Below are 25,374 nucleotides of genomic sequence, written 5' to 3' on the forward strand. Positions count from 1 at the left end.
AAGGACGCGCCATCGCCATGCTGGAGATTCTCGGAAAGGCCTCTTCGATCAACGTGCGCAAGGTCCTCTGGACCTGCGCCGAACTGGACCTGCCCTACCGCCGCGAAGACTGGGGCAGCGGTTTCCGCGACACCCACGCGGCGGAATTCCTCGCCCTCAACCCGAACGCCATGGTGCCGGTGCTGCGCGACGGCGAACTGGTGCTCTGGGAATCCAACAGCATCATCCGCTACCTGGCCAACCGCTATGCCGGCGAACGTCTCTATCCGCAGCAGGCGGCGCCGCGCGCGCGAGTCGACCAGTGGCTGGACTGGCAGGCCTCCGACCTCAACCGCTCGTGGAGCTATGCCTTCATGAGCCTGGTCCGGCAGTCGCCGGCGCACCGCGACGCGGCCCAGGTGGAGGCTTCGCTGCGCGGCTGGACGGGCTTCATGGAAATCCTCGAGGGACAAATGCTACGCACCGACGCCTATGTCGCCGGCGAGACCTTCAGCCTGGCCGACATCGCCATCGGCCTGTCGGTCAACCGCTGGTACGAGACGCCGTTCGAGCGTCCGTCGCTGCCAGCGGTGCACGCCTATTACGAGCGCCTAGGCGCCCGCCCCGGCTTCCTCGCCCACGGCCGCAACGGCGTACCCTGAGCGAGGCGCGCGATCACTGGCCGAGCGCCTTGCCCAGGCGCTGCGCCAGGGCGGTGGTGTTGGCGCCGGCGGTATCGAGCAGCAGGTAGTCGTAGTCGGACTTGGCCACCGGGGCGATGCGGTATTGCAGGACGCCCTCGACCACCTGCTGGCCGGCCGGTACGCTGAGGGTGCCGACGCAGGACAGCACGCCGCTGTCCGGATCCTTCTCGAGGATCGCCACGTCGCGCAACGCGCTGTCCTTGAACTCCGGCGAACGCTCGGTGATCGCGCCCTGGAGGAAGATCCGCATCAGTTGGTCCTTCACGTCCGGCGAGGCACAGGCCTCGGCCTCCTTCTTCGCGCAGGCGCTCAACAGCAGCGCGGCGCCCAATACAGCGAGCACGGGTAGCTTCATCATCCCCTCGGGGGTCGGTTGGTGATGCGGGATTGGACTGCGCCGCCGCCGAATGATTCCCAGGCCCCGCGCGACGCCTGCCGCAGGCAGCTGGCACTGGCCAGCCGGCGCGACTGCCAGTAGTCTGTCCGCCGCGCTGGCGACGCCGGCCCCACGCCAACTGGAGCAAGACATGTACCGAGACACCGTGACCCTCACCGTCAGCGCCGAGCAACGCGGCCACGAAAGCGAGGCCGTGGACAACCCGAACGTCGCCATCGGCCTGGAAAGCGTCGAGCCGGGCGTGCTCAAGCTGCACTTCGAAGGCCAGCTGGACGCCCCGGAGAACGCTACCCACATCTGCTTCAGCCTGACCATCGGCCTCACCTACTACGGCCCGATCCTCGACGGCGCGGCCAGCGAGAACGGCGGCTGGATGACCTTCGAAAGCGACATGCTCGACCCGGCGCAACTGGCCTGATCGACTCTCCTTCGCAGCCATCCACCATGAGGAAGGCTGCGAAGTGGCACTTTGACACCCACCCCTCGGCGGTCTATAGACAGTTGCAGAACAGACACGGAAGTGGTGGTTCAGCATGTCAACGTCTTCGACAGTTCGCCCCACGACGAGCCTTTCCGGGATATCCCAGGCCCGCTTCCAGGGGACCCGGACACACGCCTCCCCAGCCTTTCGCGGGACGACTTCTCCGCCTGCGCTCTCCCATCCCCCATGACAGCACCCGGCCGGCGACACGGGCACCGACAGCGCCAGAGCGTACCGACCGGCCTGCCTAACGGGTAGCGACCGGTCGAGTTCTGGCGCGCGGGAAAAGAATCTCCACGCGGGAATCTCATGAAAATACTCGCCCTTCTCGCAGCCTGCCTGCTGGCAGGCTGCGCCACCAACGCCCCGCTGCGCGATGACAGCGAATCGACCTGCGCCGACATGCGGCCTTGCAGCGACAGCTACTACGAACGCCATCCGAACTACGAGATCGGCTTCGTCGAATACAGCGAGCGTGGCAACGACTTCGCGCCTGCCAGAACGCAACGCCTGATCGACCAGCTAAAGCGCTACTCCGCCCGGGAGGACATCGCCATGGTGGTGTTCATTCACGGTTGGAAGCACAACGCGGGACGGGACGACGGCAACGTCGCCAGCTTCAACAAGGCACTCGCCAATCTCGCCTCCTCCGGGGTGCTGGGCAAACGCAGGCTGGTCGGCCTCTATGTTGGCTGGCGGGGCAAGTCGATGCATGGCCTGTATAGCGAGAACCTGACCTACTGGGACAGGAAGGCCGTCGCCGAGGAAGTCGGCCGGGGTGGCGTCGCCGAGTTGCTCGCCCAGTTGGAACGGATCGATCGCAAGGACAGGAACTATCTGGTGATCGTCGGCCACAGCTTCGGCGGCGCAATCACCCTCGGCGCACTTCACGACCCGTTGCTCGAACGCCTGCTGGCTCTGCAGGAGGGTCAGCGGATACGCGCCTTCGGCGACGCGATAATCATGCTGAATCCGGCGATAGAGGCCAATCAGGGCCTGCTGCTCAAGGAGAACAGCCTCAAGGTCGGCGCCCTGGGAGCCCGGCCGCCGCCGCTGCTGTACGTCATCAGTTCGCACGGCGACAGCGCCACCCACTTCGCCTTCCCGCTCGGCCAATGGATCGGCGTCAACCTCACCTGGAGCCAGGTGGACCTGGACAGGACCTACAACGGAACCCGCTATCGCCTCCGGGAAGAAGACCTGGATACCACCGCCCTCGGCAACTACAGCCTGTATCGGACCGCCCTGCTGATCGACCGCGAGTGCCCGCTGCCGGATGGCAGCGACAACTGCGCGCCAAGGCCACCCGAACCGCGGGTGATCGACGACACCGATATCGGCAAATGGCGCTTCAGGAGCTTCTGCAGCGTGGACGGCGGCAACGCCGATCCGGCGCTGCCGCGCATACCCTGCTACAGCAACGAGCCGGTCAACTTCATCTACACCTCGCAGTCCTTCATCGCAGACCACAACGATATCTTCAACGACCAGGTAATCGCCTTCATGGCCACCGCCGTCAGCAAGGCCATCTACGAACGCACGGCTGGCGCCTCCTACTACCGGGAGTGCCACGACCCGGTGCGGAAGAACTTCTCGTTCGGCAAGTGCTTCGACTTCCACTACCTCAAAGCCACGGCCATGCACCGGCGGCTGCAACGGCAACTCTCGGAACCCGGCACCCGCAGCGAACAGGACGTCCTCTATGAAAACCCTCTCTAGCCTGCTCCTGATCGGCTTCGCCGTCGTTCTGCTCGCCCCGCGGATGGCGCCTGCCGCCAGCGCCGCCGAAGACAAGGCCACCTATTGCGGCTCCGGCTTCACCCAGTATCTGGTTCCGGACGACGTCGCGGGCTGCTCGCTCAGCGAGGCCTGCCGCCTGCACGATATCTGCTACGGCCGCTGCGACAAGGACGGCGACCTCTACGGCAGCGCCTACTGCGCGCAAAGCGAAAAGTCCGAAGCCCGCAACATGAGCAAGCAGCAGTGCGACGCCAGGCTGCAGGCCGACATCGCCGTACAGAACGGCAACAGCCGCCTGTGCCGCGCGGTGGGAGGCGTCTACCGGGTATTCGTGAAGCACCTGGGGCAAGGTCCGTTCAATGGCCGGGAGGCGCTGGACATCTACCTGAAGGTCATGCAATCGGCGCCCAGCGCAGCCGACGCCGACGCCCGCCTCGAAGCCATCCATCAACTACAGAAGCAGGGCCTGACCGACGCCAAGGAAATCCGTTACGACGCCGAGCGTATCGTCATCCCACTCAACAGGCCCGTGGAGTCGCCGTTGACCAACGGCTCGGACACTCTCGTCCTGCCGCGCAACCTCGACCGGGAACGGCTGCGCCAACTGGACCAGCGGCTCATCCGCCAATGAGCCTCAGAACAGCGCCATCTGCCGGTCGACCAGGGTGGCGAAATCGTCGCCGACGAACGGCAGGATGGCGTCGGCCACCGGCTGCAACTGCTTGCCCACGTAGTGCTCGTAGTCGATCGCCGAACGCCGCGCCTCGAGCGGCTCGGGACCGGCGACGCCGATCACGTAGCTGATCCAGCCGCCGCTCTGGTACTGCCGCGGGCGCCCGCGCTGGAGGTTGTAGTCATCGGCGATGCGCGCCGCGCGCACATGCGGCGGCACGTTGCGCTGGTAGTCGTCGAGGCGCCGGCGCAGGCGCTTGCGGTAGACCAGCAGGTCGTCCAGCTCGCCGGCCAGGGTCCGCCGCACGTAGTCGCGCACGTAGTCCTGGTAGGGCTGGCGGTTGAAGATGCGCAGGTAGAGCTCCTGCTGGAAGCGCTGGGCCAGCGGCGACCAGTCGGTACGTACGGTCTCAAGGCCCTTGAAGACCATTTCCTCGCCGCCGTCGGCGCGGCGCACCAGGCCGGCGTAGCGCTTCTTGCTACCTTCCTCGGCACCGCGCACGGTGGGCATGAGAAAACGCCGGTAATGGGTCTCGAATTGCAGCTCGAGGGCGCTGGCGAGGCCGAATTCTTCCTTCAGGTGCTCGCGCCACCAGTCGTTGACCCGCGCCACCAGCGCCCGGCCGATGGCCGCGGCCTCCTCCTCGGCGTGGGGGCTGCCGAGCCAGACGAAGGTGGAGTCGGTATCGCCGTAAATCACCGTATAGCCCTCGGCCTCGATCAGCTCGCGGGTACGGCGCATGATCCGATGCCCGCGCAGGGTGATGGACGAGGCCAGGCGTGGGTCGAAGAAGCGGCAACCGCTGGAGCCGAGCACGCCGTAGAAGGCGTTCATGATGATCTTCAACGCCTGCGAGAGCGGCTGGTTGCGTTCGCGCTTGGCCGCCTCGCGGCCTTCCCAGACCCGCGCGACGATGGCCGGCAGGCAATGCCGGGTACGCGAGAAACGCGCGCCGCGAAAGCCTTCCACCGAGTGCTCGTCGTCCGGCTGGCGCAGGCCTTCCACCAGGCCGACCGGATCGATCAGGAAGGTGCGGATGATCGATGGGTACAGGCTCTTGTAGTCGAGCACCAGCACCGATTCGTAGAGGCCCGGCCGCGAGTCCATGACGAAGCCGCCGGGGCTGGCTTCCGGGCGTTTCTCGCCGAGGTTCGGGGCGACGAAGCCGGCGCGGTGCATCAACGGCATGTACAGGTGGGTGAAGGCCGCCACCGAGCCGCCGCTGCGGTCCGCCGGCAGGCCGGTGACGGTGGCCCGCTCGAGGAGGAAGTCGAGCAGTTCGGTACGGGCGAAGATCCGCGTGACCAGCTCGCAGTCCTTCAGGTTGTAGCGCGCCAGGGCCGGCTTGTCCTCGGCGAACATGCGGTCGATCTCGTCCATCCGCTGGTACGGATTGTCGATCGCCTTGCCTTCGCCGAGCAGGGTCCGGGCGACGTTCTCCAGGCTGAACGAGGGGAAGCTCCAGGTCGCCGAGCGCAGCGCCTCGATGCCGTCGATGATCAGGCGCCCGGCCGCCGCGGCGAAATAGTGGTTGTTGCGGCTGCCGTGCTCGCGCCAGCCCATCTCGTCGCCGCCGCGCCCCAGGCGCAGCGGCACCTTCAGGCGCTGGGCATGCTCATGCAGGACGCGCAGGTCGAATTGCACCAGGTTCCAGCCGATGATGGCGTCGGGATCGTGCTCGGCCAGCCACTGGTTGAGGCGTTCCAGCAGCCCGGCACGGCTGTCGCAATAGTCGAGGCGGAAATCCACGGCCGAGGCGTCGCCGTTGGCCGGACCGAGCATGTATACCTGGCGCTGGCCGCAGCCTTCCAGGGCGATGGAGTAGAGATCGCCGCGGGCGTTGGTCTCGATGTCCAGCGACACCAGGCGCAGGCGCGGACGATAGTCCGGAGCCGGCTTCAGGCGCCGGGCGAGCAGGCTGCCGTCGGCCTCGACACTCGCCTCCAGGCTGACCGGCGCGGTGATGAAGCGCTCCATCAGGTAGCGCTCCGGCGGCCGGATATCGGCCTCGAACACCTCGACGCCGGCCTGGCGCAAGCGCTTCTCCAGATTCATCAGTTGGCGATGCTGCTGGCAGTACAGGCCCAGCACCGGCCGCTGCTGGAAGTCGCGCAGCGCCAGCGGCCGCAGCTCGGCGCCGCTCTCCCCGGCAAGAAGCGTCTCGACCCGGACGCGCTGCTCGACCGGCACGAACGCCACCGACGGCTGCGGCGGCAGCCGCACATGCCGGGGGCCGTGGTCGGTCGCCAGCCAGAACGCGACTTCCGTGCCGGCCGGCGTATCGCGCCAGTGCCGGGTCAGGACGAACCCTTGCAGTAACTCCACCATCGACCCCGAATGACTCGCATCCGCCGATTCTACCCGGCCTGCCTTGGGAACGCTGGCATCTTCGGTCAGCCGGCAGCAGCCAGGCGCTTGTAGAAATAGGTGGTGGGACAGGGCGTGCCGTCCGGCATCAGGGCGTAGTCCGGGATTTCCCCGACCCGTGTCCAGCCGGTCTTCAGGTACAGCCGTTCGGCGGCGCTGCCGCTGACCGTGTCCAGCACCAGCAGGGACTTGCCGTGCTCCACGGCGAGCCGGTCCAGTTCGCCCATCAGCGCCTCGGCGAGGCCGCGTCGGCGTGCCCGCCGGTGCACCAGCAGCTTCGCCACGTCGGCGCGATGCGGCTGGTTCGGTGGCTGCGCCAGGAGCAACTGCACGCTGCCGACGATGCTCCCGCCCGCCTCCGCCACCAGCAGCAGGCGCTCGCCGCGCGCCACGCCCTCGGCGACGCCGCGCCAGAAGGCGCTGGCCTGTTCCCGCGGCAACGGCCACATGAAGCTGACCGAAGCCCCCCCTTCGACGCAATCCAGCAGCACCTCGGCCAACTCGTCCAGGCGCGCCAGGGCCTCCTCGGCCGCCAGGCGGCGAATCGTCGGTTCGCTCATCGCCATCTCTCCTGCGCAATGAAATTTCCAATATAGTGGAATACGAATATCATGGACGACAATCCACCGCCAGGGAGTCGCCATGGACCTCGATGAACTGATCGCCCGACGCCTCTCCACGCTGCGCAGTGAGCGCCGTCTGACCCTCGCCCAGCTGGCGGAACGCAGCGCGGTGAGCAAGGCGATGATCTCGCGCATCGAACGCAACGAAAGCAGTCCCACCGCCAGCGTGCTCGGCCGTCTCGCCGGGGGCCTGGGAGTCACCCTTTCCGAGCTGCTCGGCAACACGCAAGCGCCGGCCGCCCCGCTCTGCCGGCGCGACCGGCAGGAGGTCTGGGAAGACCCGGCCAGCGGCTACCGCCGCCGCCAGGTGGGGGCGCGCGACCCGCACAGTGGCTGCGAGATGGTCGAAGTGGAAATCCCGGCGGATACCCGCCTCGACTATCCGCGCTGGGGCGGCCGGCCCTACCGGCAGCGCTTGTGGCTGCTCGAAGGCACCCTGGAAATTGGCTACGGCGAGCAGCGCTTCATGCTGGAGCACGGCGACCGCCTGGACTTCGGCGTCGACCGCGCGGTGACCTTCGTCACCGCCGGACAACCCTGCCGCTACCTGCTGGTGATTCTCCACGACTAGTCGCGCGGCTTTCTCCGCCGACGCTCCGGCGACCAGTCGAGGGCGCCGACCCGGTGCAGGTAGAACAACCCGGCCAGGAGCAGGGAGACGAACAGCGCCACCTCGACGAAGCCCGCCCAGCCGTTCTCCCGCACCGATACCGCCCAGAGATAGAGGAATGGCATCTCGATGCCGAAGATCACGAAGAGCATCGCCACCAGGGCGTACTTGACCGGGAAGCGCAGACGCGCAGAGCCGGTGGAGTCCACCCCGGACTCGAACGGCAGGTTCTTCGCCCGACCATGCGAGCGGCCGCCCAGAACCCGGCCCAAGCCCAGCATGACCAGGCAAAGGGCGACCGCGCCAAGGACGTAGGCGATGAACGCCCAGGCCCCGGGACTGAGAATTCCATGCATGGTGGTCGCTCCTCAACCCTGCGGGGTGGCCAGCTTGAGGATGACGATGCCGGCCACGATCAGCGCCACCGCCAGCAGCCGCAGCGGACTCAGGCTTTCGCCGAAGAGCAGGATACCCAGGGCGAAGGCGCCGACCGCGCCGATGCCGACCCAGATGGTGTACGCCGTGCCCAGAGGCAGACTCTTCATGGAGACGGCCAGCAGGCCGAAGCTGAGGACCATGAACGTCAGGGTGACCAGGCTCGGCCACAGGCGGGTGAAGCCGGCCGACTCCTTCATGGCCGTGGCCCAGACGATTTCGAAGACACCGGCGAGCAGGAGATAGATCCACGCCATTTTCAGCCTCTCTGCAGGGTCGTCCCCGCGCAATGAAAGAAGGAAAACGGGTCGTCCCGCTTCCGGCTGAACGTGCGTGCCGCCCGGGCGGGCGGTCAGTCACCGACGGCGGCGATCCTAGCGCATCGCCGGCGCCGGAGTGAACGCCCGCGGCGGGCGGAGATGTTTCGCCGCGTTTCGGCCAGCGCGCCGAGCGTTCGGCAGGATTGATCTAGACTTTCGCAGGATCGTGCAAGGCGTCCGCCACGCCCCTCGCGCACACTTCGCCCGATGTATCCCAGCCTGACAAGAGATAACGCCCTGCCCGGGCCTTTCCGTGGAGAACCACCATGCCCACCTCGCTCGTTCTGAACGGCAAGGACATCACCCTCGATGTCGACCCGAATATGCCCCTTCTCTGGGCGATTCGCGAAAGCGCCGGCCTGCACGGCACCAAGTTCGGTTGCGGGATGGCCCAGTGCGGCGCCTGCACCGTGCACCTGGAAGGCACCGCGGTACGCTCCTGCGTGCTGCCGGTGTCCGCCGTCGCCGGCAAGCGCGTCACCACCATCGAAGGCATCCGGAGCAAGCCCGGCAAGGCCGTGCAGGACGCCTGGGTCAAGCTCCAGGTGCCACAGTGCGGCTATTGCCAGTCCGGCCAGATCATGTCCGCCACCGCGCTGCTGGAGCAGAACGCCAGCCCCAGCGACGCCGAGATCGATGCCGCGATGAACGGCAACATCTGCCGCTGCGCCGCCTATGCGCGGATCCGCGCCGCCATCCACGAAGCCGCCGACACCCTGAAGGCCTGACGCCATGAACAGCAAGATCGATCTGAGCAACGCCCTGCCCGGCTCGCGCCGCGGCTTCCTGAAAGGCGCCGCGGTGCTCGGCCTGAGCATCGGTTTCCAGTGGAGCGGCGCGCGCCGCGCGCTGGCCGCCGCCCTGCCGGAGTCCGGCTTCGCGCCCAACGCCTTCCTGCGGATCGCCCCGGACGACAGTGTCACGGTGATCGCCAAGCACGTGGAAATGGGCCAGGGCGCCTATACCGGCATCGCCACCATCGTCGCCGAGGAACTCGACGCGGACTGGAACAAGGTCCGCGTGGAAAGCGCCCCCGCTGACGCCAAGCGCTACGCCAACCTGGCCTTTGGCACCATGCAGGGCACCGGCGGCAGTTCGGCGATGGCCAATTCCTGGATGCAACTGCGCGAGGCCGGGGCCAAGGCGCGGGCGATGCTGGTCGAGGCCGCCGCCCGCCAATGGCGGGTGCCGGCCGCCGAGCTGCGCACCCGCGACGGCTTCGTCGAACACCCGGCCAGCCAGCGCAAGGCCAGCTATGGCTCGCTGGCCGCGGCGGCGGCGGAACTGCCGGTGCCGGAAAAAGTGCAATTGAAGGATTCCAAGGACTTCCGCCTGATCGGCCACCAGGCTCCGCGCGTCGATGTGCCCGGCAAGACCGACGGCAGCGCGCAGTTCACCCTCGACGTCAACCTGCCCGGCATGCTGGTCGCCCTGCTCCAGCGCCCGCCGCTGTTCGGCGCCACGGTGAAAGCGTTCGACGCCACGGCGGCCAGGGCGATTCCGGGGGTGGTCGAGGTAGTCCAGGTGCCGCACGGCGTGGCGGTGGTCGCCAAGGGCTTCTGGGCGGCGAAGCAAGGCCGCGACGCGCTCAAGGTCGAATGGGACGAGAGCAAGGCCGAGAAGCGTGGTTCCGAGGCGCTGATGGCGGAGTACCGCAAGCTCGCCGAGCAACCCGGCAAGCCCGCGCGCAGGGACGGCGACGCCGCCGGGGCGCTCGCCGGAGCGGCGAAGAAGGTCGCCGCCAGCTACGAATTCCCCTTTCTCGCCCATGCGCCGATGGAGCCGCTGGACGCGGTGGTCAGGCTGACCGCCGACAGTTGCGAGATCTGGGCCGGCGACCAGTTCCAGACCGTCGACCAGGGCAACGCGGCGCGCACCGCCGGGCTGAAGCCGGAGCAGGTGAAGATCAACACGCTGTATGCCGGCGGCAGCTTCGGCCGACGCGCCAACGCCTGGTCGGACTACATCGTCGAGGCGGTATCGATCGCCAAGGCGCTGGGCGCCAACGGCGTGCCGGTGAAACTGCAGTGGACCCGCGAAGACGATATCCATGGCGGCTTCTACCGGCCGATGTACTACCACAAGCTCGAAGCCGGGCTGGACGCCGACGGCAAGCTGGTCGGCTGGCAACATCGCATCGTCGGCCAGTCGATCCTGGAAGGCACGCCGTTCGCCGCGATGATGGTCAAGGACGGGATCGACGGCACCTCGGTGGAAGGCGCCGCCAACCTGCCCTATGCGGTGCCCAACGTCTCGGTCGAGCTGAGCACCACCCAGGTCGGCGTACCGGCCCTGTGGTGGCGGGTGGTCGGCAGCTCGCACACGGTCTACGCGGTGGAGGCGTTCATCGACGAGGCGGCGCAGGCCGCCGGCAAGGATCCCTACCTGTTCCGCCGCGACCTGCTGGCAGAGCAGCCGCGCCTGCGCGGCGTGCTCGAACTGGCCGCGGAAAAGGCCGGCTGGGACCCGGCCAAGCCGCTGCCCGCCGGGCGCGGGCGCGGTATCGCGGTGACCGAGGCATTCAAGACCTTCGTCGCCCAGGTCGTCGAGGTCTCGGTGGACAAGGACGGCAAGCTGAAGGTCGAGCGGGTGGTCTGCGCGGTGGACTGCGGTATCCCGATCAACCCTGACGTGATCGCCGCGCAGATGGAGGGCGGCATCGGCTTCGGCCTCGGCGCGGTCCTGCACAGCGCGATCACCCTGAAGGACGGCAAGGTCGAGCAGAACAACTTCGACGGCTACCAGGTGCTGCGGATCGCCGAGATGCCCAGGGTCGAGGTGCACATCGTGCCCTCTGGCGAAGCCCCCACCGGGGTCGGCGAACCCGGCGTGGCGCCGATCGGCCCGGCGCTGGCCAATGCGATCTTCGCCGCCACCGGCCAGCGCCTTTACCACCTGCCCTTCCCCACCACCTTCGCCAAGGCCTGAACCAGGCGCCCGCCGGCGGCCCCGCGGCTGCCGGCGCGGCTCAGGCGACCATCCGGGGGCCGCCGCCGACCACGCCGGTCGCCCCGGCGTCGCGCCGATTTGCCTCCGCCCGGCGTCGGGCGCAGACTTCGACGTCCATTCGCCAGCGTAGCCAAGCATGACCGAGCCTCTTCCTTCTTCGTCCCTGGGCCCCGCCCTGCGCCGCTGGCGCCTGCTGCACCGGGTCAAGCAGGCGCACGCCGCCGAGCTGTTCGGCGTGGCCCAGTCGACCATCTCGCGCTGGGAGTCCGGCGCCCAGGCACTGCGGGCGGAGGAACGGACACGCCTGGAAACCCTCCTCGGCGCCCGCCTGGAGACCGCCGCCGACCGGGCGCTGGCCCGCCTGGTCGATGGCAGCCCGCAGCCGATGCATCTGATCTGCGACCTCACCCACCGCCTGCTGGCCTGCTCGCCGGCGCGCGCCACGCAATTCGCCGTCCCCCTCGGCGACCTGCTCGGCCGTTCGCTGTGGCCGTATTGCAGCGAGGAGATCCTCCGCCAGGAAGCCGCCCTCGAGGACCTCGGCTGGCGCGAGCTGCTGGCGCCGCCGGCGCTGGAGTTCGCCAGCGGAACGAACGCCTCGACCATCGTGCCGATCCGGCGCAGCCGCTGCCGCTGGACCCGCCTGACGCTCTCCGACGGCCGCGCGGTGCGGCTGGTGGAAACCCTCTGAACGGCACCGCGGATATTTTATCCGTGGACCGCCGGCGTCCCCGCGCCTAGGCTTGCAGGCTCGCTTCATCCGTAGCGGAGCCCCTGCCATGTCCCTCGAACTGCTGAAGAACCGCCTCGACTTCCTCCGCGAAGCCGAACGCCTGAAAGATGTCCTGCGCTCCGCGCATACGTCTTCCGGTCGCCCGGAAAGCACCGCCGAACACAGTTGGCGGCTGTGCCTGATGGCGCTGGCCTTCGAGGATCAACTGGCCGGCCTGGACCTCGGCAAGGTCCTGCGCATGTGCGTGGTCCACGACCTCGGCGAAGCGATCCACGGCGACATCCCAGCCGTCGAGCAGGCCGCGCACCCGGACAAGGGCGAACAGGAACGCGCCGACCTGTTGCAGTTGACTCGTCACCTCGACGCGCCGCTGCGCGAACGCCTGCTCGCCCTGTGGGACGAATACGAGCGCGGCGAGTCCGCCGAAGCCCTGGCAGTGAAGGCCCTGGACAAGCTGGAAACCCTGCTCCAGCACACCCAGGGCGACAATCCGGCGGACTTCGACTATGCCTTCAACCTCGACTACGGCCGTCGCTATACCGACCGCGCACCGCTGTTCAAGGCCCTGCGCGAGCTACTCGACGCCAAGACCCGACAGCGCCTCGCAGCTCGGCGCGACGCCTAGCGTGGGCCCGCCCGGGCAGCGTTACCAGCGCCACCGCCTACGTAGCTCGCCATGGCTACAGGGAAGCGGCTGGCACGTTTCCACCGACCGGGGCCTATCCTGCACGCTTCAGTAAAGGCGCGCCTTGATCAGCGGGCGCAGCAGGTAGTTCAGCACGCTGCGCTTGCCGCTGAGGATGTCCACCTCGGCGACCATCCCCGGAATGATCGGCAATACCTCCTCGCCGCGCTTCAACTGGCTGCCGTCGGTCTTGATCAGCACCTGGTAGTAGGACTCCTTGCCATGCGGGGTGTCCTCCTCGATGGTGTCGGCGCTGATCTGCTCCAGGGTGCCCTTGAGATCGCCATAGATGGTGTAGTCGTAGGCGGTGATCTTCACCTTGGCCGGCATGCCGGGCACCAGGAAGGCCACGTCGCGCGGCTTGATCTTCGCCTCCACCAGCAGGCGCTCCTCCACCGGGATCACTTCCATGATCGGCTCGCCGGGCTGGATCACCCCGCCGCGGGTGTTGATCAGCACGGTGTTCACCCGGCCACGCACCGGCGACAGGATCTCGGTGCGGCGCAACTGGTCCTGGCGCTGCTGGACGATCGGCTCCAGGGCGCTGAGATCGGCCTTGCGCTGCGCGCGCTCGGTGTAGGCGTCCTGGAAATAGGTGCTCTTCAGTTCGGTCAGCTTGCCGCTGAGGGTGGCGATGTCCTGGCTCAGCTTCAGCGCCTCCATCTGGCTCACCGCGCGCTTGGCCACCAGCGGGCGTACCAGGTCGAGCTGGCTCTGCGCCAGGTGGATCTGCCGCTGGATCGCCTGGCTGCCTTCCAGCAGCTTGTCGCGCCGCGACTTGAACAGCTCGCGCTCGGAACGCGCCAACGGCCCGTCGGGATCGACATCCGGCGGGAACTCGATGCTCTTCCTGCCGAGCACCTCGGCATCCAGCCGGGCGATGGCCGCACGCAGCACGCTGGCCTGGTTGGCCGACTCCTGGAAGTTGGTGAGGAAGCGCGTCTCGTCCAGGCGCACCAGCGGCTGGCCGACTTCCACCAGGTCGCCCTCCTTCACCAGCAGGCGGTCGAGGATGCCACCCTCCAGGCTCTGGATCTTCTGGATCCGACTGAACGGCACCACCCGGCCATCGCCACGGGTCACCTCGTCCAGTTGCGCCCAAGCGGCCCAGCCGATGAACAGCAGCACGCAGCCGAGCAGGGTCCAGAGCAGCGGCCGGTAGACCGGATGGGTAGCCGCCAGCAGCGGGTCGGCCAGTTGCCGGCGCAGGGCGGCGGCATTGCGCTCAGATTCCATGGTTGCCTCCTTCGGCGGCCTGCGGCGCCTGTACCTGGTTGCCCTGCACCACCTGTTCCAGCGGGCCGTCCATGATCACCCTGCCCTGGCGCAGGACCACCGCGCGCTCGACCAGGGCGAGCATGCTTTTCTTGTGGGTGGTGATAACCAGGGTGCGCTTGCCCAGCCATTGCTGCAGGTAGTCGATGACCTGCTTCTCGCTGGTCTGGTCGAAGGCGGCGGTCGGCTCGTCGAGCAGCAGGATCGGCGGATCCTGCAACAGTACCCGGGCCAGCCCGACGGCCTGGCGCTGGCCGCCGGAAAGGCTGGCGTTGCCCTGGATCGGCATGTCCAGGCCCAGCGGGTGGCCGCGGACGAAGGCGCCCAGGCCGACCCCGTCGAGGGTTCCCAGCAGTTCCTCGTCGCTCAGCGCGGCGTTCTCCAGGTTGAGGTTGTCGCGCAGGCTGCCATGGAACAGCGCCACGTCCTGCGGCAGGTAGCCGATGCCACGCTGGCGGTCGGCCGGGTCGATCTGGGTCAGGCTGACGTCGTCCAGCAGCAGGCGGCCCGACTGCATGTCGAGCAGGCCGCTGAGCAGGCGCAGCAGGGTCGACTTGCCGGCGCCGTTGCCGCCGAGCAGCGCCACCCGCTCGCCGGCGCGGATGCCCAGTGCCTGCACGTCGACCACCGGTGGACTGTCGCCGTGGGCCAGGCGCACGCCTTCCAGGCGATAGTTTCCCAGCAGGCGCTCCTTGTGCACGAAGCGCTTGCCCTTGGGCCGCTCCTGCTCGGCGCTCATCAGTTGGTCGAGGCCTTCCATCGCCACCTTGGTGTGCTGCCAGCGGCCGAGGATGCCGGCCGCCTGCGACAGCGGCGCGATGGCCCGCGAGGCGAGGATCGAACAGGCGACCAGGGCGCCGACGGTCATCGCGCCCTCGCTGATCCGATAGACGCCGAACACCACCACGCCGACGTAGCAGAGTTGCTGGACGATGCCCGCCAGGTAGCTCAGGGTCGAGGCCAGGGTATGGGTCTTCATCGCCGTGCCGGCCAGCTCGCCGGTCAGGCTTTCCCACTGGTGCAGGCAACGACCCTCGGCGCGGGTCGCCTTGACCGTCTCCAGATGCTCGAAGGCTTCCAGCAGCACGCCGTTCTTCATCGCCCCCTCGCGCAGGTTCTGTCGCGACAGGTGGCCGAGCAGGCGCTGGGTCAGCAGTCCCGGCAGGACCATCAGCACGCAGGCCACCAGCGGCACCCAGACCACGTGGCCGCCGATCAGCGCGATGATCAGCAGGAAGATCGCCACGAACGGCAGGTCGCTGATCAGCGCCGCGCTGGACGAGGTGAAGAACTCGCGCACCGACTCGAACTCCCGCACCTGGGTACTGAAGGCGCCCATCGACGCCGGCTTGGCGGCGATGCGCGTGCTCAGTACGCGGGAGAACAACAGTGTCGAGAGCTGCAGGTCGAGGCGCTTGCCGAGCACGTTGAGCAGATGCCCGCGCATGATCCGTAGCACGCCGTCGAGGACGATCGCCAGGGCCACGCCGCTGGCCAGGATCCACAGGGTGTCGAACGCCGCGTTGGGCACCACGCGGTCGTAGACCTGCATGGCGAACAGCGCCGAGGCCACCGCCAGGACGTTGGCCATCAGAGCCGCGGCGGTAACCTCGGCATAGGAGCGCCAGAGGCGCTTGAGCGGGCCGAAGAACCAGTGTTCGGGCAAGGCGCTGGCATAGTCGCCAACCCTCCCGTCCGGCCGGTAGCGGCACTTGGCGAAGATCGCCGTGCCGCTGTAGAGCGCCTCCAGCTCGCGCAGCGGCAGGCGTTCGCGGCCGCCGTCGCTCTGCGGCACCAGCACCTCGGCGTGCTCGCCGTCGTTGCCGACCAGCACCAGGCTGCCGCCATCGTCGAGCAACAGCAGGGCCGGCAGCAGGTAGGCGTCGATCCGCCGCAGCGGCTGCCGCTCGACCCGGGCGGTGATATCGGCCCGGCGCAGCGCGCGGGCCACCAGGTGCAACGGCAGGCGGCCGTGTTCCAGCGGCATGCCGTCCACCAGCTCGGCGTCGCCGAGCGGCCGGCCGAGCTGCCGGCAGAGCAGCAACAGGCCCTGGCGCAACGGGTCGACGACGGGGTCGTGGTTGAGGATCACGACGTTATCCGGGGTTTTCTCAGCTTCCATGATTCAGCCGGTTCTCCAATAGCGGACCCAACAGGCCGACTTGCGCGGCCGCCCGATACTCGATGCGCTTGCGTTCGATACGCAGGTTGATCAGTTGCCGCTCCGCCTCGAAGCGCTCGCGCTGCACGTTGAGCAGGTCGATCACGTCGCGCCGGCCGACCTCGAACTGCTCGCGATAGAGCTCGCCGACCTGCTCCGACTCGGTCACCTGCTGGGTCAACGACTGTTCCCGCCAGCGCAGCGTGTCGCCGTTGTCGAAGAGGTTCTGCAGTTGCCGGCGGATGTCGCGCTGCATCGCGTCGGCGGTCCATTTCGCCGACTCCAGGCGCTGCTGCGCGGCGGTCGGCCGGCGGAAGTTGGAAAGCCCCTGGAAGGTATCCATGCGGAAGCGCAGGGATACCACCGAGTCGCTCTCCGGATGCCCACCGATCTCCCGGCGCAGCGCGCTGGCCTCCAGGTTCAGCTGCGGCAGCAGAGAGGCCTTGGCCTCGCGGACCTCGGCCTCGGCGACATTGGCGTCCTCCAGGGCCTTGCGCTGCAAAGGCGATTCGCGGATCACCCGCGCCATATCGCTGGCCGCCAGGTAGCGTTGCAGCGACATCGGCTCAGGCTCCACCAGGTCGGCAGGCTCCTGGCCGACCAGGATCGCGTACTGGTTGCGCGCGTCCTGCAGGTTGCCCTTTTCCAGTGACAGCTGTTCCTGGGCACGCGCCAGCTCCAGGTTGGCGCGGTCCAGCTCGCTGCGGTCGGCATAGCCGTCGCCGCCGCGCGCCTGGGTCATCTCGCGGATGCCATCGAGGCGCTGGATGTGCGCGCGTACCGCCTCGACCCGGCGCTCCGAGGCGAGCACGTCGAGATAGGTCTCGACGATGTCCAGCGCCGCGTCGTCGCGCGCCACCAGCACCGCCTCGGACAGCTTGCGCTGGGTCGCGCTGGCGCTGTCCACCTTGCTCGTCACCCGCCCCCAGTCGTACAGCATCTGCGACGCGGTGAGATCGTAGACGATCTCGCCGAAGTCGAACTCCTGCGGCCCTCCGGACATCGTGACGGAGGGGTAGTACCCCCCTTTGGCCATCTCCACCTCGGTGCCTGCGCGGTCCGCTTCGGCCATCGCGGATCGTACTTCCGGGTGGATCGCCAGCCCTGCCCTGACCGCCTGGTCCAGGGGCATGGCCGGCGCGAACATCGGCAGGCCCAGGGAAAGGAGCCAGATGGCTCCCTTCCCGCACCGCCGTCCCTTGCGCGCGTACTGCCGGCGCCCGCGCATCAGACCACGACCTGTACCGTGTTGTCCTCGACCAGCAGGGTGGTACTGCCGAAGGTGTAGACGTCGTAGGTAATGCCGTTGATCAGTTGCGTGGTACCGGTGTTCACCGCGCCGCTCACGTTCAGCGTGTCGTTGCTTTCACCGGTGATCTGCAGGGTGTTGCTGGCATCGGTGATGACGTCCACCTCCGCCGCCGTCAGGGTCAGCACGCTGCCGCCGTCACCCTTGCCCAGGTCGATACGCTCGAGGTTGCTGAGCGTGCCGACGCCGACGGCGTTGTAGTCGAGGTCGATGCCGTTGGCCAACAGCAGGGTGTCGAAACCGTTCCCGCCGTCGATGCTGACGAAGTCGGTCGCGGTGATCTGGATGGTGTCGTTGCCATCCCCCGCCTGTACCTGGTCGCCAGTGCCGACGTTGAGGATAAGGTCGCTGCCGGCACCACCATTGATGTGCTCGGAGCTGCCGTTGGCACCGGAGAGCACATCATCCCCGCTGGTGCCATTGACGTCGATCTGGCCGATGTTGAGACCGACCCCGGAACCGCTCAACGTGATCCCGTACGACGCGCTGTCGTTGCCGTTGCTGTCGATGGCGACGACATTGAACGACAGCTGCGAGCCGAGGTTGAGCAGATCGGTGATGCTCCCCAGGCCCAGTTGCAGCAACAGCGCCGGGTCCAGCAGGTTCAGCGCGAAATGCCCGGACGCATCCGCGGTCAAGGGCACGGTCACGTTCGCCGCCGGGGTCACCACGCGCACTTCCAGTCCGGAGTTGGGGGCGGTATCGCCGCTGAAGCCGAAGGTCGGCGGCAGCAGCCCGACATCCAGGCCGAAGTTGCCAATGGTCACCGGCTGCGGAATGTTGGTCCCGACGCCAATGGAAGCCACCGGGCTGGGGTTGCCCGCCAGATCTTCGCCCTTTACCGAAACCTGGGCGTTCAGCAACTGGTCCCAGCTCAGGTCTATATCCAGGCCCGTCAACAGGTCCAGCGAGGCAAGCCCGGTATTGTCGGCCGTCAGCGTGACCGTCGCCACGGCTCCCCCGATGTTCACCTCTACCGTGACCTCGGTGCCCGGTTCCGTCGAGATGGTCAGGATGTTGCCCACCAGTGACAGTACCGGAGCGGGTGGCGGGACCGTATCGACCGTGAAGCTCACCGTGTTCGACGCGGTGCCGCCGTTGATGTCGGCGGTGACGGTCGAGGCACCCTCCGGGAATGGTCCCTGGCCGCTGGGAGGCAACAAGGTCAGGGTCACGTTGCCGATGGCGATGTCGCCTGCGGTGAGCGTATGGCTGACCTCGGCCTCGTAGCCGTTCTGTCCGGCGAACTTGACGGTGATCACCTGGCCGGCCTGCATGGTCGGGCGCACCGCGACGTCGACCTGGATGCCATCGCCGATCTCGGCGGCGTTGATCCAGCTATCGGCGGCCTCCGGCACGCTGATGGTCGGCGGCGCCAGGTCCGGCGCATTGATCGTCGCCGGTCCGCTGACGTTGCCGACGGCATCCACCGCGACGCCGGCGATCAGCTCGCCGGTGACCAGCGGTGGCGCGAACGGCAGGCTGAAGTTGCCGCTGCCATCGACGTTCACCGTGATCGGGTTGGCGGTATCACCGTTGACCACGATGCGCACCTGGCTGTTCGGCTCGGCGGTGCCGGTCAGCAGCGCGCCGTCGGCGCTGATGCTCAGCAACGGCGCCGATGGCGCCACCGAATCGACCGTGGTGCTGGCCGGGCCGCTGGCGTTGCCCGCGGCGTCCTCGGCGACGGCATTGATCACCGTGCCGTTGGCCAGCGGCGTGCCAGGGGTGAACGTCCAGTTGCCGCTGCCGTCGGCGGTGGTCTCGCCGATCGGATTGCCGTTGCCGTCGGTGAGGATCACCTTGGCGCCAACTTCGGCGGTGCCGGTGATCACGCTGCCGTTGCTGGCGTTGATCACCGGCGTGGCCGGAGCCACCGTGTCCACCGTGGTGCTGGCCGGACCGCTGGTGTTGCCGGCCGGGTCCTGGGCCACCGCATTGACCACCGTGCCGTTGGCCAGCGGCGTGCTCGGAGTGAAGGTCCAGTTGCCGCTGCCGTCGGCGAGGGTCTGGCCGACCGGGTTGCCGTTGCTGTCGGTGAGGATCACCCTGACGCCGGGCTCGGCGGTACCGCTGAGTTCGACGCCATTGCTCGGCGCGATCACTGGCGTGGCCGGGGCGACCGCGTCCACCGTGGTGCTGACCGGACCGCTGGTGTTGCCCGCGGCGTCCTGGGCCACGGCATTGACTACCGTGCCGTTGGTCAGCGGCGTGCCCGGGGTGAAGCTCCAGTTGCCGCTGCCATCGGCGGTGGCCTGCCCTATCGGGTTGCCATTGCCGTCGGTGAGGATCACCGTGGCGCCGGCTTCGGCGGTACCGCTGATCACCGTGCCATTGCTCGCATCGAGCACCGGGGTGGCCGGGGCCACCGTGTCCACCGTGGTGCTGGCCGGGCCGCTGGTGTTGCCGGCGGTGTCCTGGGCCACGGCATTGACCACCGTACCATTGGCCAGCGGCGTAGCCGGGGTGAAGCTCCAGTTGCCGCTGCCGTCGGCGGTGGTTTCGCCGATCGGGTTGCCGTTGCCATCGGTGAGGATCACCTTGGCCCCCGCCTCCGCGGTACCGGCGATCACGCTGCCGTTGCTCGGGTTGAGCACCGGGATGGCCGGGGCCACCGCGTCGACCGTGGTGCTGGCCGGACCGCTGGTGTTGCCGGCCGGATCCTGGGCCACGGCGTTGATCACCGCGCCATCGGCCAGCGGCGTAGCCGGGGTGAAGCTCCAGTTGCCGCTGCCGTCGGCGGTGGCCTGCCCTATCGGGTTGCCGCCGCCATCGGTGAGGATCACCGTTGCGCCGGCTTCGGCGGTACCGGAGATCACGCTGCCGTTGCTCGGGTCGATCACCGGGACGGCCGGTGCCACCGCGTCCACCGTGGCGCTGGCCGGGCCGCTGGCGTTGCCCGCGGCATCCTCGGCGACGGCATTGATCAGCGTGCCGTTGGCCAGTGGGGTGGCCGGGGTGAACGACCAGTTGCCGCTGCCGTCGGCGGTGGTCTGCCCGATCGGGTTGCCGTTGCCGTCGGTGAGGATGATGGTCGCACCGGCCTCGGCGGTACCGCTGATCACCGTGCCATTGCTCGGGTTGACCACCGGCGCGGCCGGGGCCACCGCGTCCACCGTGGCGCTGGCCGGACCGCTGGTGTTGCCGGACGGATCCTGGGCCACGGCGTTGACCAGCGTGCCATCGGCCAGCGGGGTGGACGGGGTGTAGGTCCAGTTGCCGCTGCCATCGGCGGTGACCTCGCCGATCGGGTTGCCGCTGCCATCGGTGAGGAACACCTTGGCTCCGGCTTCGGCGGTGCCGCTGATCACCACCCCGTTGCTCGGATTGATGACCGGCACAGGCGGCGCGACGGCATCGACGGTGACGCTGGCCGGACCGCTGGTGTTGCCGGCCGGATCGGTGGCCGTGGCGTTGACCACGGTGCCATTGGGTAACGGCGTGCTCGGCGTGAAGCTCCAGTTGCCGCTGCCGTCGGCGGTGGTCTGGCCGATCGGGTTGCCGTTGCCGTCGGTGAGGATGATGGTCGCACCGGCCTCGGCGGTACCGCTGATCTCCGTGCCATTGCTCGGCTCCACCACCGGCGCGGCCGGCGCCACGCCGTCCACGGTGATCACCGCCGGCGCGCTGTCGACGTTGCTCGGGCTGCGCGCCACCACGTTGACCACGGTGCCGTCCGGCAGCGGAATGCCTGGTGTGAACGACCAGTTGCCGCTGCCATCGGCGCTGACCTGGCCGATCGGGTTGCCGCTGCCGTCGGTGATGATGATGGTATTGCCGGCATCGGCGGTGCCGCTGATCACCGAACCGTTGCTCGGATCGACCTGCGGGATCGACGGCAGCGAGGTATCCACGGTGGTACTGCCGGGACCGCTGGTATTGCCGGCGGCATCGGTCGCGGTGGCATTGACCACGGTGCCGTTGGGCAGTTGCGAAGCGGGGCTGAATGTCCAGTTGCCGCTACCGTCGGCGCTGACCTGGCCGATCGGGTTGCCGTTGCCATCGGTTAGGGTGATGGTACTGCCCGGCTCGGCGGTGCCGTTGATGACGTTGCCGTTGCTCGGGTTGACCACAGGGCTCGGCGGTGCCACCGAGTCCACCGTGGTGCTGCCTTGCGGGCCGGTGTTGCCGGCCGGATCCTGGGCCACGGCGTTGACCACCGTGCCATTGGCCAGCGGCGTGCCCGGGGTGAAGGACCAGTTGCCATTGCCGTCGGCGGTGGTCTCGCCGATCGGGTTGCCGTTGCCGTCGGTGAGGATCACCTTGGCTCCGGCTTCGGCGGTGCCGCTGATGGTCGCGCCGTTGCTCGGGTTGACCAGCGGTGCCGGTGGCGCCACCGAGTCCACGGTGGTGGCGGCCTGCGGCCCGGTGTTACCGGTCGGGTCGGTGGCGGTGGCGACGATCACCGTGCCATTGGCCAGCGGCGTAGCCGGGGAATACGACCAGTTGCCGCTGCCATCGGCGGTGACCTGGCCGATCGGGTTGCCGTTGCCATCGGTCAGGGTCACGCTGGCGCCGGCCTCGGCGGTGCCGCTGATGGTCGTGCCATTGCTCGGGTTGATCACCGGCGCCGGCGGCGCGCTGGAGTCGACGGTCACCGTCGCTGGCGGGCTGCTGTTGCCGGCGGCGTCCCGGGCCACCACGTTGACCACGGTGCCATTGGCGATGGGCGTGCTCGGGGTGTAGGTCCAGTTGCCGCTGCCATCGGCGGTGACTTCGGCGATCGGGTTGCCGTTGCCGTCGGTGAGGGTCACCGTGCTGTTCGGCTCGGCGCTGCCGGTGAGGCTGCTACCGTTGCTCAGGTTGACGGTCGGTGTGGCCGGCGCCACGCCGTCCACGGTGACGCTGGCCTGCCCGCTGGTGTTGCCGGCGGCATCGGTTGCGGTGGCGTTGACCACGGTGCCATCGGCCAGCGGCGTGGTCGGCGTGAAGCTCCAGTTGCCGCTGCCATCGGCGATGACCTGGCCGATCGGATTGCCATTGCCATCGGTCAGGGTCACGCTGGCGCCCGGTTCGGCGGTGCCGCTGATCTCCGCGCCGTTGCTCGGATTGACCACCGGCGCGGCCGGCGCCACCGAGTCCACGGTGGTGCTGGCCGGAGCGCTGGTATTACCGGTCGGGTCGGTGGCCGTTGCGTTGACCACGGTGCCGTTGGCCAGCGGGGTGGATGGGGTGAAGGTCCAACTGCCGCTGCCATCGGCGGTGACCTGGGCGATCGAGTTGCCGTTGCCATCGGTCAGGGTCACGGTGCTGCCCGGCTCGGCGCTGCCGCTGATGGTGATGCCGTTGCTCGGGTTGATCACCGGCGCCGCCGGTGCCTGGGAATCAACGGTGACGCTGGCACCCGGGCTATTGTTGCCGGCGGCGTCCTGGGCCACCACGTTGACCACGGTGCCATTGGCGATGGGCGTGCTCGGGGTGTAGGTCCAGTTGCCGCTGCCATCGGCGGTGACTTCGGCGATCGGGTTGCCGTTGCCGTCGGTGAGAGTCACCGTGCTGCCCGGCTCGGCGGTGCCGGTGAGGTTGCTACCGTTGCTCAGGTTGACGGTCGGCGTGGCCGGCGCCACGCCGTCCACGGTGACGCTGGCCTGCCCGCTGGTGTTGCCGGCGGCATCGGTCGCGCTGGCATTGATCACGGATCCATCGGCCATTGGCGTAATCGGCGTGAACGACCAGTTGCCGCTACCATCGGCGGTGACCTGGCCGATCGGGTCGCCGTTGCCATCGGTCAGGGTCACCGTGCTGCCCGGCTCGGCGCTGCCGCTGATGGTCGTGCCATTGCTCGGGTCGACCAGCGGCGCGGCCGGGGCCTGCGAGTCCACGGTGGTGCTGGCTCCCGGACTGGTGTTGCCGGAGGGATCGGTGGCCGTGGCGGTGACCACGGTGCCGTTGGGCAACGCTGTGCTCGGCGTGAAGCTCCAGTTGCCGCTGCCGTCGGCGGTGACCTGGCCGATCGGGTTGCCGTTGCCATCGGTCAGGGTCACGGTGCTGCCTGGCTCGGCGGTGCCGCTGAGCGTGGTGCCGTTGCTTGGGTTGACCACTGGCGTGGCCGGTGCCACGGCGTCCACGGTGACGCTGGCCGGCGCGCTGGCGTTGCCGGACGGATCGGTGGCCGTGGCGTTGACCACGGTGCCGTTGGGCAAAGGCGTGGTCGGGGTGAAGGTCCAGTTGCCACTGCCATCGGCGGTGACCTGGCCGATCGGGTTGCCGTTGCCGTCGGTCAGGGTCACGCTGCTGTCCGGCTCGGCGGTCCCGCTGAGGGTCGTACCGTTGCTCGGATCGACGATAGGCGTGGCCGGCGCGATGGCATCCACGGTAACGCTGGCCGGCGGACTGCTGTTGCCGGCGGCATCCCTGGCCACCACGTTGACCACGGTGCCGTCCGGCAGCGGAGTGGACGGAGTGAGGGTCCAGTTGCCGTTGGCATCGGCGGTGACCTGGCCGATCGTGTTGCCGTTGCCGTCGGTCAGGGTCACGCTGCTGCCCGGCTCGGCGGTCCCGCTGAGCTCGCTGCCATTGCTCGGCTCGACCACCGGCGCGCTCGGCGCCACGCCGTCGACGGTGATGGAGGTCGCCGGGCTGCTGTTGCCGGCGGCGTCCCTGGCCACCACGTTGACCACGGTGCCATCCGGCAGTTGGCTAGCGGGAGTGAAGGTCCAGTTGCCGTTGGCATCGGCGGTGGCCTGGCCGATCGGATTGCCGTTGCCGTCGGTGATCACGAGGGTCACGCCCGCTTCCGCCGTACCGCTGAGGGTGCTGCCGTTGCTGGCATTGACCTGGGGCGCGTCGGGGAAGTCGGGTGCTTCGGCGGTGACCGGAGTGCTGCTGTTGCCGGCCGGGTCGGTGACCACCACCGTCACCGTCTCGCCATTGGTCAGCGGCGGGTTCAGCGGCACCTCGAAGCTGCCGTCGGGACCGACCACCACGGTGGTATCCGGCTGGCCGTCGCCATTGCTGTCGACGCCGACGGTGGCGCCCGGCTCGGCCTTGCCGATCACACTGCCGCCGTCCGGCGCGACCTGCACCCCGGTGGCCGGCGCCGGTGCGGTGGTGTCCGGCGCGACGACCTGCGCCGGCGGGCTGGCGTTGCCGGCAGGGTCGGTGACCACCACGGTGACCGTCTGCCCATTGGTCAGCGGCGGGTTCAACGGCGCGGTGAAATTGCCGTTGGAGTCGGCGATCACCGTAATGTCCGGTTTGCCGTCGCCACTGGTATCGATGCCGACACTCGCGCCGGCCTCCGCCTGGCCGCTGATGCCGCTGCCGTCGGGGGCAACCTTCAGCCCGCTGGCGGCCTTCGGCGGGGTGGTATCCGGCGGTACGCCGCCGCCCCCACCGCCGCCGCCACCGCTGTTGGAAAGCGCCACGCCGCCACCGATCACCGCGGCACCGATCAACAGCGCGGTACCGGCGCTCATGCCACCGAGCAGCCCGGCGCCGGTCAGCGACTCGAAGCCGGCGAAGCTTTCCTGCGGGATGTAGCCGGCCATGAGCGGCCCGTCGGCGGCCACCGGAGGCAGGACCACCGCCACCAGTTGGTCCTTGTCGGCCAGGAACAACTGGCTGGAGGGCTGGCCTTCGGCGTAGAAGTCGGCGATCCGGACCGTTTCACCGGTCTTGAGCTGGACGATCAGGTCGGAACCGCTCTTCGAATATCCCGCCACCGCGTCCGGCGCGACGTCCAGCGCGACATTGCTGCTCTGGGATAGATGGATGATCCCGTTTTCCGGTATTTCGACGGCAGCCGCAGAAGAAATACTTTGATCGATGGAGGTAACTTTCGCCTGGATCGTCATTTCCGACATTCCTCTTGTCAAGCAGCGACCGAGCGGTCGCACCATGTAATCCAGAAATAGCAGCTTTTAAACAAAAGGCGAGTCTGACTTTATATATAACGACTAAGAAAACCCCTGGTGGAAAACCAATCGATACA

General features: G+C 68.4%; 18 protein-coding genes. 9 read left to right on the top strand and 9 right to left on the bottom strand.

The genetic code is table 11. The annotated features are described in order from the left end of the window. Nucleotides 1–17: 17 nt before the first annotated feature. The gene (locus PSPA7_RS16110) at nt 18–641 is read left to right on the top strand and encodes a glutathione S-transferase family protein (RefSeq protein ID WP_012076107.1); all 624 of its coding nucleotides are present in this window, start codon (nt 18–20) and stop codon (nt 639–641) included. A 13-nt stretch (nt 642–654) separates the two neighbouring features. Here PSPA7_RS16110 and PSPA7_RS32920 read toward each other — a convergent pair whose 3' ends face one another. Beyond that, the gene (locus PSPA7_RS32920; protein ID WP_003154194.1) at nt 655–1,041 is read right to left on the bottom strand and encodes a hypothetical protein; all 387 of its coding nucleotides are present in this window, start codon (nt 1,039–1,041) and stop codon (nt 655–657) included. A 169-nt stretch (nt 1,042–1,210) separates the two neighbouring features. On the opposite strand from PSPA7_RS32920, the gene PSPA7_RS32925 reads away from it, so the two are divergent. The 3 genes from PSPA7_RS32925 (at nt 1,211) to PSPA7_RS16130 (ending at nt 3,932) form a co-directional block, all read left to right on the top strand. After that, entirely contained in the window at nt 1,211–1,498 is a 288-nt protein-coding gene (locus PSPA7_RS32925) for a hypothetical protein (RefSeq protein WP_003154191.1), read from the top strand. 372 nt (nt 1,499–1,870) lie between these two features. After that, nucleotides 1,871–3,280, top strand: a complete 1,410-nt coding sequence (locus PSPA7_RS16125) for an alpha/beta fold hydrolase (RefSeq protein WP_003154189.1) — start codon at nt 1,871–1,873, stop codon at nt 3,278–3,280. Then, a complete protein-coding gene (locus tag PSPA7_RS16130) occupies nt 3,264–3,932 on the top strand; it encodes a hypothetical protein (RefSeq protein WP_003154187.1) in 669 nt (222 codons plus the stop codon). The genes PSPA7_RS16125 and PSPA7_RS16130 overlap by 17 nt, the downstream gene beginning before the upstream one ends. 3 nt (nt 3,933–3,935) lie before the next feature. Here PSPA7_RS16130 and PSPA7_RS16135 read toward each other — a convergent pair whose 3' ends face one another. Further along, the gene (locus tag PSPA7_RS16135; RefSeq protein WP_079262240.1) at nt 3,936–6,299 is read right to left on the bottom strand and encodes a DNA polymerase II; all 2,364 of its coding nucleotides are present in this window, start codon (nt 6,297–6,299) and stop codon (nt 3,936–3,938) included. A 68-nt stretch (nt 6,300–6,367) separates the two neighbouring features. Next, complete coding sequence (locus PSPA7_RS16140; RefSeq protein WP_012076110.1) at nt 6,368–6,901, bottom strand: GNAT family N-acetyltransferase; 534 nt, start codon at nt 6,899–6,901, stop codon at nt 6,368–6,370. 82 nt (nt 6,902–6,983) lie between these two features. Here PSPA7_RS16140 and PSPA7_RS16145 point away from each other — a divergent pair, with 82 nt between their 5' ends. Then, entirely contained in the window at nt 6,984–7,535 is a 552-nt protein-coding gene (locus PSPA7_RS16145; protein ID WP_012076111.1) for a helix-turn-helix domain-containing protein, read from the top strand. Here PSPA7_RS16145 and ndhC read toward each other — a convergent pair. Both ndhC and PSPA7_RS16155 read right to left on the bottom strand, forming a co-directional pair. Next, complete coding sequence (ndhC, locus tag PSPA7_RS16150; protein WP_012076112.1) at nt 7,532–7,930, bottom strand: NADH-quinone oxidoreductase subunit A; 399 nt, start codon at nt 7,928–7,930, stop codon at nt 7,532–7,534. The two genes, PSPA7_RS16145 and ndhC, sit on opposite strands and share 4 nt — an antisense overlap. A gap of 12 nt (nt 7,931–7,942) precedes the next feature. Then, nucleotides 7,943–8,266, bottom strand: coding sequence for a DMT family transporter (locus PSPA7_RS16155; RefSeq protein WP_012076113.1), 324 nt, complete (start codon nt 8,264–8,266; stop codon nt 7,943–7,945). A 329-nt stretch (nt 8,267–8,595) separates the two neighbouring features. Here PSPA7_RS16155 and PSPA7_RS16160 point away from each other — a divergent pair, with 329 nt between their 5' ends. The 4 genes from PSPA7_RS16160 to PSPA7_RS16175 all read left to right on the top strand — a co-directional run bounded on the left by PSPA7_RS16160 (nt 8,596) and on the right by PSPA7_RS16175 (nt 12,636). Next, nucleotides 8,596–9,057: a (2Fe-2S)-binding protein gene (locus PSPA7_RS16160; protein WP_012076114.1), complete on the top strand. Its 462-nt coding sequence runs from the start codon at nt 8,596–8,598 to the stop codon at nt 9,055–9,057. A 4-nt stretch (nt 9,058–9,061) separates the two neighbouring features. Further along, nucleotides 9,062–11,257: a xanthine dehydrogenase family protein molybdopterin-binding subunit gene (locus PSPA7_RS16165; RefSeq protein ID WP_012076115.1), complete on the top strand. Its 2,196-nt coding sequence runs from the start codon at nt 9,062–9,064 to the stop codon at nt 11,255–11,257. A 157-nt stretch (nt 11,258–11,414) separates the two neighbouring features. Next, nucleotides 11,415–11,969: a helix-turn-helix domain-containing protein gene (locus tag PSPA7_RS16170; RefSeq protein ID WP_003153549.1), complete on the top strand. Its 555-nt coding sequence runs from the start codon at nt 11,415–11,417 to the stop codon at nt 11,967–11,969. Nucleotides 11,970–12,057: 88 nt separating this feature from the next. Beyond that, nucleotides 12,058–12,636 (top strand): HD domain-containing protein, encoded by a 579-nt coding sequence (locus PSPA7_RS16175; RefSeq protein WP_003153547.1) that lies wholly within the window; start codon nt 12,058–12,060, stop codon nt 12,634–12,636. A 108-nt stretch (nt 12,637–12,744) separates the two neighbouring features. Here the strand turns inward: PSPA7_RS16175 and PSPA7_RS16180 are convergent, their stop codons facing one another. From PSPA7_RS16180 to PSPA7_RS16195, 4 genes are read right to left on the bottom strand one after another with little or no spacing between them, the layout of a single operon-like run. Further along, a complete protein-coding gene (locus PSPA7_RS16180) occupies nt 12,745–13,932 on the bottom strand; it encodes a beta-barrel domain-containing protein (RefSeq protein WP_012076116.1) in 1,188 nt (395 codons plus the stop codon). Further along, nucleotides 13,922–16,093, bottom strand: coding sequence for a type I secretion system permease/ATPase (locus tag PSPA7_RS16185; protein WP_041025362.1), 2,172 nt, complete (start codon nt 16,091–16,093; stop codon nt 13,922–13,924). Before PSPA7_RS16185 ends, PSPA7_RS16180 begins: the two co-directional genes overlap by 11 nt. After that, nucleotides 16,083–17,360, bottom strand: coding sequence for a TolC family protein (locus tag PSPA7_RS16190; RefSeq protein ID WP_003153546.1), 1,278 nt, complete (start codon nt 17,358–17,360; stop codon nt 16,083–16,085). Before PSPA7_RS16190 ends, PSPA7_RS16185 begins: the two co-directional genes overlap by 11 nt. Continuing rightward, a complete protein-coding gene (locus PSPA7_RS16195; RefSeq protein WP_012076118.1) occupies nt 17,360–25,237 on the bottom strand; it encodes an Ig-like domain-containing protein in 7,878 nt (2,625 codons plus the stop codon). The genes PSPA7_RS16190 and PSPA7_RS16195 overlap by 1 nt, the downstream gene beginning before the upstream one ends. Nucleotides 25,238–25,374: the final 137 nt, after the last annotated feature.

The sequence above is a fragment of the Pseudomonas paraeruginosa PA7 genome, from assembly GCF_000017205.1.
In the GTDB taxonomy this organism is placed as follows: domain Bacteria; phylum Pseudomonadota; class Gammaproteobacteria; order Pseudomonadales; family Pseudomonadaceae; genus Pseudomonas; species Pseudomonas paraeruginosa.